At 67.1% G+C, this 6,526-nt stretch carries 6 protein-coding genes; 1 reads left to right on the forward strand and 5 read right to left on the reverse strand.

The window, feature by feature from the left end:
* Positions 1-49: 49 nt before the first annotated feature.
* From ON45_RS18865 to ON45_RS18880, 4 genes are read right to left on the reverse strand one after another with little or no spacing between them, the layout of a single operon-like run.
* The gene (locus tag ON45_RS18865) at positions 50-1,264 is read right to left on the reverse strand and encodes an ABC transporter substrate-binding protein (RefSeq protein ID WP_148288775.1); all 1,215 of its coding nucleotides are present in this window, start codon (positions 1,262-1,264) and stop codon (positions 50-52) included.
* A gap of 52 nt (positions 1,265-1,316) precedes the next feature.
* Positions 1,317-2,231 carry an ABC transporter permease gene (locus ON45_RS18870; RefSeq protein WP_051063372.1) on the reverse strand — a complete coding sequence of 305 codons (915 nt, stop codon included), beginning with the start codon at positions 2,229-2,231 and terminating at the stop codon, positions 1,317-1,319.
* The gene (locus tag ON45_RS18875) at positions 2,228-3,004 is read right to left on the reverse strand and encodes an ABC transporter ATP-binding protein (RefSeq protein ID WP_040496027.1); all 777 of its coding nucleotides are present in this window, start codon (positions 3,002-3,004) and stop codon (positions 2,228-2,230) included. Before ON45_RS18875 ends, ON45_RS18870 begins: the two co-directional genes overlap by 4 nt.
* A 54-nt stretch (positions 3,005-3,058) precedes the next feature.
* Positions 3,059-4,294: an amidohydrolase family protein gene (locus ON45_RS18880; protein ID WP_148288776.1), complete on the reverse strand. Its 1,236-nt coding sequence runs from the start codon at positions 4,292-4,294 to the stop codon at positions 3,059-3,061.
* 114 nt (positions 4,295-4,408) lie between these two features.
* Between ON45_RS18880 and ON45_RS18885 the strand changes: the two genes are divergently transcribed.
* Positions 4,409-5,659 (forward strand): hypothetical protein, encoded by a 1,251-nt coding sequence (locus ON45_RS18885; protein WP_040496029.1) that lies wholly within the window; start codon positions 4,409-4,411, stop codon positions 5,657-5,659.
* Here the strand turns inward: ON45_RS18885 and ON45_RS18890 are convergent.
* Complete coding sequence (locus ON45_RS18890; RefSeq protein WP_040496031.1) at positions 5,643-6,440, reverse strand: creatininase family protein; 798 nt, start codon at positions 6,438-6,440, stop codon at positions 5,643-5,645. The two genes, ON45_RS18885 and ON45_RS18890, sit on opposite strands and share 17 nt — an antisense overlap.
* Positions 6,441-6,526 lie beyond the last annotated feature (86 nt).

The following is a 6,526-nucleotide window of genomic DNA, read 5'->3' on the forward strand; positions in this document are numbered from 1 at the left end:
GCTCCGTGCGCGAACTGTTCACGAGAACGGCGGTTCCGGCCGCGTTGCGTCAGCGGCCGGGGGCGCCTTCGCAGTACTTGTTGGTGTAGAGGCCGTCGACACTGTCAGCGACCTCGGTTCCCTGCTCTTCGTAGATCGGTTGGAGGATGCCGTACAGCGTCTCCATCCGCTCCGGGTCGAGGCTGCAGTAGGTGCCGTCCGGGCTGTTCACCGCGAACCCTTCGGACTCCACGAGCTCGAGGCCCGCTTCGTTCAGGCCCTCGCTCAGGCCCCAGAAACCGGCGTGGGTCTCGTTGATGCCGATCATCGCATCGGTGATCGGCTTCGGGTCGTCGAGAAAGTCGATCCATGCCTGCTGCATCACCGGCACGAGTTCGGTGAGGCACGAGTCGAGTTCGTCGGCACGTGGTTGGAGCATGGTGATCACGCCGGGGTAGTTCTCGAAGCCGAGGTCGGCCACCGTGTAGAAGTCGACGTCGGCCGGGCCGCCGTCCTTCCATGCGATGTCGTTCTCGTACTTGTAGACCTCGTTGGTGGCGAACCCCTGCTGGAAGACGTCGCCGCCGCCGGCGACCCACGCCGCATCGGAGCCGTCGTAGCTGGGGTTGCTCTGGTCCTCGGTGATGAAGCCTTCGGAGATCATGAAGTCGATGTAGGACGTCCCGGGGAAGTGCAGCACCTGCGCCCCCGTCCCGGCGATGTCGGCCGGTTCGGAGATGTCGTACTGCTCGGGATCCCACATGACCATCTGCGGGTCCTGATCGAGGGTCTTGGCGATGGCCACCAGCGGGATCGCGCCGGAGTCCTTGATGATGTCGCTGGTCGTCACGTACGCCATGTCGGCGTCACCGTCGGCCAGCGCCGAGGTCTGCGACTTGTCGAAGTTCACGGTCCTGATCGTGACGGTCTCGAGCCCACCCACGGCGTACTGCTCCTGGACGGGACCCGAATACGACACGGTGTCGACGTCGGCGGTGCCGTCGGGCCCGATCAGCTGGTAGGTGCCGCCGTGCTCCAGTTCGGGGAACCAGTCGGTCTGGATCACGAGTTCGGAGGGGCAGTCGCCCTCGCCCGCAGCTGCCTCGTCGCCGGAATCGTCGGTCGACGCCTCGGTGCCCTCGGTTGCGGCCGTGTCCTCGGTTGCCTCGGCCTCGTCGCCTGCGGCGGAGTCCTCGGTCTCGTCGGCGGAATCGCTGTCGGATCCGCATGCCGCGAGCACGATGGCTGCGGCGCTTGCCACGGCAATGGCCCTGGTTGCTCTCATGTTGTTTCTCCCCCTGCTGCGCAGGTGTGTTGGTGGGTGGGTGGTGTTCGAATCAGCCGTGGTTGGCTGAATCGTGCCAGTCACGAATGGCACGAGCGGTGATCGCTCCCACGATCAGGAACATGACGACGCCGAAGAGCGATGCGGTGATCGTCCCCGCGAGCATGTCGGGTCGGTCGGCCGCCTTCTGCTGGCGGACCCGGATGAAGAAGCCGATCCCCTTGTCGCCCTGGTTGAAGAAGAAGTCGGCGACGATCGCACCGATCACGGCGAGACCCGAAGCGATGCGAATCCCGGTCATCAGCGCGGGAAGGGCCGTGGGCAGTTCGAGCTTCCACAGACGCGTCCACCGTCCCGCTTTGTTGAGCGTGAACAGGTCGTGGTGCAACCGGTCGGTCGACTGGAGACCGAACAGCGTGTTCGTGATGATCGGGAAGACGGCGATCAGGAACACCACCGCCAGCCGCACGCCGAGCTTGTCACCGAACACCTGAGTGAGCAGCGGGGTGATCGCGAGCACGGGAACGGTCTGCGCGACGACCGCATAGGGGAAGATCGCCCGCTCGAAGTACCGCGACATGTTCATCACCACGGCGATGCAGACGCCGACCACGATCGAGATCCCCAGGCCGAGCAGGGTGACCTTGATCGTCGGCCACATGTAGCCCATGATCTCGCGGGTGCCCTGGCGTGGATCCCAGAGCGGAAGGAATCCGTCGACGACGACCTCGTGCGGGTACGGCAGCGCATTGCGGCGTTGGAAGGCCTGGTCGAAGGCAAGGGTCGAGTACAGATACCAGACCCCGATGAAGATGGCGAACATGATCGCCGGCGGGAGGAACCGGCCGAGGAAGCCGTCGCCGGCCCGCTTCACCGGTGCCACCCGCGTGGCCGGTGCGCCGGTCTCGTCGTCGATCGCTGCCTCGGGAAGGGCGGTCGCAGAGCCGACGTCGTCCACGGTGGTCACGCGTGCGCTCCCTTCAAGTCGTCGTTGATCCGGCCGCACAGCTCGGCGAACGCCGGTTCGAAACGCAGGTCGTGCGGCCGCTCCGCCCCGAACGGGACCTCGTAGTCACCGATGATGCGGCCGGGTCGGGCGGACATGACGAGCACACGGGTGCTCAGGAACACCGCCTCGGCGATCGAGTGGGTGATGAACAGCGCGGCGAACTTCTCGAGCGCGAACAGTCGCAGCAGCTCGTTGTTGAGGAACTCGCGGGTGATCTCGTCGAGGGCGCCGAAGGGCTCGTCGAACAGGAACACACCGGGGTTGAGGACCAGCGACCGAGCGAGCGAGCAGCGCATCTTCATCCCGCCGGAGAGCTGCTTCGGATACTTGTCCTCGTGGCCCGTCAGGTTGACGAGTTCGATTGCCTTGGCCGCACGGCGCTGGCGCTCGTCCTTGTCGACGTGGTGCAGTTCGGCATTCAGCTCCACATTGCGCTGTACGGTCCGCCACGGCAGCAGGGTCGCATCCTGGAACACGTACCCGATCGAGTCCCGGTCGACGTCGCAGCCTCCGGTGTAGCCGCGCTCGAGGCCGGACGCGATCCGCAGCAGTGTCGATTTCCCGCAACCCGACGGACCCACGACGGTCGTGAACTCACCCGGGGCGACCGAGAACGAGATGTCCTCCAACGCGTGCGTTCCGTCCGGGAAGACCATCGACAGTCCGTCGAAACGGAGCCGTGCAGTGGTGTCGCGGGCAGCCTGGTCGAGGCTTTCGTCGACAACGCTCATGCGTCCGCGACTATACCTCTGGGCCCAGTTCGGCCCCGCTCGCGATCGTGAACATCACGTTTCGCCGCCTCGCCGAACTCCGTTCCGCCAGACGATCCGATCGGGCGGCCCGCCGGCAATCGCCTCGCGAACATTCGCTGCGGGCACGGAGAGGAGGTCGGCGGGTGCCCCGAGGTGCAAGCCGTGTACCGGCGTGGCCGCACCGGCACGACCCAACGCTCGCGAAGAGTTCGTCGAGACCATCGTCCAGGCGTCGGCAGGACGCAGGTGTGCGGCGAGGATCATCAGCCCCGCGGTCTCGAACGGGCAGGCCCGCCCGAGCGGGTTGAAGGGGTCCTGCAAGTTGTCCGCCCCCGCAGCGACGTTCGCTCCGGCGGTTCGCAACGCCTCGACGGCAGTCAGTGCCCTCGGCATGGGCGATCGGCCGCGTCCCTGGAGGAAGAGGTTGGTGTGCGGAAGCGCAACGACGCTGATGCCCGCAGCCGCAACCGCCTCCGCGGTTCGTTGCTGGTCACGTTCCGATTGCTGCCCGAGGCTCACGCAATGGCTCGCCGTGACCGGGAGATCGAATCCCGCTGCGACGTGAGCGGCCAATCGGGCAAGGCCGTCCGCTGCGGGATCGAGGGTTTCGTCGGTGTGCAGGTCGACGGGTCGCCGGTAGTCATCGGCGATTGCCAACAGGATCTCCGTGGCCGAGGCGATCGTGCCGTCACCGGCGACGGTTTCGAGGTGGGGACAACCACCGACGAGGTCGGCACCGCCGTCGAGGGCAGCACGAAGCAGCGCACGCTGATCGGCCCCTCGGTCGCCCGTGATGGGCCAGCCACACAGTGCGACGATCTCGATGTCGATCACATCGGCGACTCGCTCACGGACTTCGACGAGCGCCTCGATCGAGGTCAATCCGTGGTCGACCGTCACATCGGCGTGGGTCCGAACTGCGGTGTAGCCGTTGCCGGCCATCAGGCGGGCGGCCCGCTCGGCTCGTTCGACCGTGTTCGGTGTGTTCAGGAGGTGCCGGTTGGCGCGCATCGCCTCGATCGCACCGATCAGATCGCCGGTGGGGTTCGCGACGACCTCGGCGAGGAACGCCTTGTCGAGATGCGCGTGAGGTTCGGTCGCCGCCGGGAGCACGATCCGGCCCGACAGGTCGACGCGCTCGACCGCTGAACGTCCGTTGTCGGCAGCGAGTTCGGGACCGACTGCGTCCACGGTTCCCGCGGCCCCGATGAGCACATCGACGAGCGTTCCGTCGATCGCCGTTGCAGAGGTGAGGAGCTGGGTCTGCACGATCAGCAACGTACCGAACACCTCGTCCGACGACGACCGTCGCGCAAATGTGGATTCTGCGGCGGATTCGCGAGCATGCACCCAGCGGGGTGTCGAGCTTGACAAGATCGTCGGGTGCAGGATTCGGGCAAGCGAGCCACGCCACGCGGCCGAGCCGTGCCACGTCGGTGGCGTCTCCCGGCGATCGCCGTCGCCGTCGGCGTCGCACTCGCCGGTTGTTCGTCGGACGACGGGGCCGGACCGGAGACCACGTCGGGAACAGCAGCAGCCACGACCACCACGGACGTCACCCCCGAGTCGACGGCGGCGCCGACCACGACCCAGCCGCCGGTCGAGGACGGTCCGTTGATCGAGGTGTGCCCGGAGCGGATCGCGATCCAGACCACGATGCTGCCGGGACCCGACGTGGGCCCGTTGTTCGCCCTGCTCGGGCCGGACCCCCAGGTGGATTCCGCCACGGCGACGGTGTCGAGCCAGTTGGTACGCGTCGACGGCACCGCTGAGGACGTCGTGCTCGAACTGCGCTCCGGGGGGCCGGCGGTCGGGTTCGCCACGGCCCTCGAACTGCTGGCGGCCGACCCCGAGATCCTGCTCGCACAGACCTCGACGGCGACGGCATTGCGACACGACTCGGCCGCGCCGTCGTTGGGTGTGGTGAGCCTGACCGATCGGTCACGCGACGTGCTCATCGTCGACCCGGCGACGTATCCCGACGTCGACACGATCGACTCGGTGCGTGACGCCGGTATCGCCGTCCACCACCGGACCGACGACCCCTTCACCGCATACCTCGCAGGGACGGGAGCGCTGGACCCGACGCAACTGGTGGCGGGATTCGACGGTGAGCCGGCCGCGTTCGTCCAGTCCGGGGGGACCATCATCCAGCAGGGCGACGCGTTGGTCGACCCGGTCCTGATCCCCTCGCTCCCCCAGTGGGGCCGACCGATCGTCGCCATCGACGGAACCGAATCGGGCTGGGCCGCCTACGACGACGTTCTCGCGGTCCGCCGCACGGAGGTCGACGAGAGTGCCGACTGTCTCGAGCGCCTCGTCCCCGTGATCCAGCAGGCGATCACGGCCTACGCCTCTGACCCGAACGAAACGAACGGGCTCATGACCATCACACGCGCTCAGTTCACTCCGTTGGCCCGGCTGACCGTCGAGCTGATGGATGCCGGAGTCGCCGAAGGTGTCGCGAGTGGGGTCTTCGGCGACGGTGCCGATTCCACGACCGGCAACTTCGACACCGACCGCCTCGAACCCTTCCTCACGGAGCTGTCCGAGATCCTCGAGGTGGACCCTGTCGCAGTCGACGAACTCGTCACCAACGACTTCATCGACCCGTCGATCACATCGGCAGGTTGAACTCGGCGATCTCGCCGAGCGCCTCGCAGAAGGCGACCACCGCAGCCTCGACCAGCTCTGCACCCCGCTCGGCGGTCGCCGTTGTGGGGTCGCCGATGTGGCCGGCGTCGCCGAAATCGTTGGACAGCCAGCCGAAACCGACCGACCCTCCGAAGCGGACGTAGCGGTTGTCGATCAAACCGTCCGGCACGTTGCGGGTCGCGGCGTCCATGTCGACCAGTTCCGGTGCGAGGTGCAGCATGATCGAGGTCTCGTCGGTTCCACCGTGGATCCCCATGCCGTGCTCGTCGGCGGCCGACACACCGCCTTGATCCGGCGGCACTCCGGGATGCGCGAGAAAGGTCATCAAACCGTGGTGCAGGCGAAGCTCACGGTTGGCGACACCGACGAGCGCGGAGTTGCCGCCGTGGCCGTTCATGAACACGAGGCGCCGCGCCGGTGTCTGCGCGACGCATCGTCCGATGTCGTCGAGCACCCGGAGCAACGTGTCGGCCGACAGCCAGATCGTTCCCGACGACCACGCGTGTTCGTTCGACTTCGTGTAGGCCAGCGGCGGGAGCAGCCACACGTCGAGATCGGCGCCGATGCGTTCGACCGCCGCGGTTGCGACGCGCTCCGCGATCAGGAGGTCGGTGTTGAACGGCAGGTGCGGCCCGTGTTGCTCGATCGCACCGAGTGGCTGGACGAAGATCGACCGCTCGGAGATGAGCCGTTCGATGTCGGGGGCGCGCAGCTCGTCGAGCCGACGGGATGCGGGTGGGACGGGCGGCGCTGACGACACGCGCCCAACGCTACGACGTCCGCTTTGTGGACGGCCACATTCCCCGCGAGAGACTGCATCTCGTGAACAGTTCGCGCACGGAGCGC

This window comes from Ilumatobacter nonamiensis YM16-303 (assembly GCF_000350145.1).
Taxonomy (GTDB): domain Bacteria; phylum Actinomycetota; class Acidimicrobiia; order Acidimicrobiales; family Ilumatobacteraceae; genus Ilumatobacter_A; species Ilumatobacter_A nonamiensis.

Excerpts from the sequence above, each read along its gene's own strand:
- ON45_RS18865 (WP_148288775.1), bottom strand. The coding sequence starts at position 1,264 with ATGAGAGCAACCAGGGCCATTGCCGTGGCAAGCGCCGCAGCCATCGTG.
- ON45_RS18875 (WP_040496027.1), bottom strand. The coding sequence starts at position 3,004 with ATGAGCGTTGTCGACGAAAGCCTCGACCAGGCTGCCCGCGACACCACT.